We start from the raw sequence: 1551 nt of genomic DNA, 5'->3' as shown, positions 1-1551 counted from the left end.
GTAAGCGCGAATTTATCAGCACATAGCGCCCGAATTGAGAGCAAGGCAAGCTGTGTCCACTGATTAACAGTGGACACAGCCCATGACTCAGATCGATTCAGATGCGGCGCTTCTCGCCGTTACGCTCGTAGGTCGCGACGGCAAGCGGCGCTACGACTCGCAATCCAAACGCAGGCTTATTGAGGCCTGCCTGCAGCCGGGCGTGTCGGTGGCCGGGTTGGCGCTCAGGGCCGGCGTGAACGCTAACTTGCTGCGCCGGTGGATCAAGCTGCATCAACAACGCAACGGCGTGGCAGCGACGTCGGAAGTTGTCGAGAATGCGCCGCCGCTTGCCGTGCCGTCGGCGTTCGTGCCGGTCGTCGAGATCAGCCGTCGTGAGGTGGTTGAGCACAAGGACGCCGTAAAGGCTTCCGAGCCCACGCGCTCATCGCCCCCGCCCGTGCGCTCGCAGTTGACGGTGGAAATGCCCAACGGCGTGACGCTTCGGCTGGACTGTACCGGACAGGATGCGCCGCTGGTATCGGCGATGATCGAGACACTGGGGCGCTGCGATGTTCAGGCTCGACGCTAAACTCAAGGTGTACGTTCATCGCGAGGCAGTCGACTTCAGGAAGTCGATCAACGGCCTGGCCGCTCTGGTCGAGCAGTCCATGGGGCTGGACCCGTTTGCGCCGGCGCTCTACGCGTTCAGCAACCGGCGACGGGATCGCATCAAGATACTCGGCTGGGGTGGCAACGGCTTCTGGCTGCTGATGAAGCGCCTGGAAGAGGACCGCTTCGTCTGGCCGCGCCGGCAGCAGGTGGTGATGGAGCTCTCGACCGAGCAGCTTCATTGGTTACTTGAGGGCATCGACATCGATGCGGTGCGTCGTCATCCTGCGCGGCAGTATCGGCACGCTGGCTGATGTCGTGATGCAACATTCGGGACCGGCGTTACAAATTCGGTAAACCCATTCGCCTTGCGGTTTCGCTATCGTGAGCGTCATGTCAGCACACGATCCCACTGCCGGTCTGCCGTCCGAAGTTCTCGCCTATATCCGCGAACTTGAGGCCCGCAACCAGCAACTCACTCAACGCGTCGAGCAGCTCGAGGAGTTGTTTCGTCTCGCGCAACTCAAGCGCTTCGCCCCGAGCAGCGAGAAACTCAAAGACCGAGTGTTCGACGAAGCCGAGCAGGTGGCCCTGGCTGAACCCGTTGAAGACGATCCGGACGGCGTCTTTGCGCTGCCCGACACGGGCCTGCCAGCCGTAGACGGCTCAGGCCACCAGAAACGGGGGCGCAAGCCGCTGCCGGCTGATCTGCCGCGTACGCGTATCGAGTACGACCTGCCTGAAGATCAGAAGGTCTGTCCGTGCTGCCAGGGTGCGATGCACCGGATGGGTGAGCAGACCTGCGAACAGCTGCATATCGAGGTTAAGGCGTCAGTGCTGCAACACGTGCGCTTCAAGTACGCGTGCCGCCATTGCGAACGCCACGCGGAGCACACGCCCATCGTGATCGCGCCCATGCCGGCGCAGCCGCTGCCGGGCAGCAACGCAAGTCCGGCGATG

At 62.6% G+C, this 1551-nt stretch carries 3 protein-coding genes; all 3 read left to right on the top strand.

What is annotated here, in order from left to right; genetic code table 11:
- Window positions 1-82 precede the first annotated feature (82 nt).
- Window positions 83-571, top strand: coding sequence for an IS66-like element accessory protein TnpA (gene tnpA, locus P3T25_RS48465; RefSeq protein WP_144159428.1), 489 nt, complete (start codon window positions 83-85; stop codon window positions 569-571).
- Complete coding sequence (gene tnpB, locus P3T25_RS48460; RefSeq protein ID WP_060859133.1) at window positions 552-905, top strand: IS66 family insertion sequence element accessory protein TnpB; 354 nt, start codon at window positions 552-554, stop codon at window positions 903-905. Before tnpA ends, tnpB begins: the two co-directional genes overlap by 20 nt.
- Window positions 906-984: 79 nt before the next feature.
- Window positions 985-1551 (top strand): IS66 family transposase zinc-finger binding domain-containing protein (locus tag P3T25_RS48455; protein WP_429364866.1); only part of this gene is annotated, 567 nt, incomplete at its 3' end.

The organism is Paraburkholderia sp. GAS32 (genome assembly GCF_050434225.1).
GTDB lineage: Bacteria > Pseudomonadota > Gammaproteobacteria > Burkholderiales > Burkholderiaceae > Paraburkholderia > Paraburkholderia madseniana.
The sequence above is the reverse complement of the archived record's forward strand: the minus strand, read 5'-3'. Positions and strand labels throughout refer to the sequence as shown.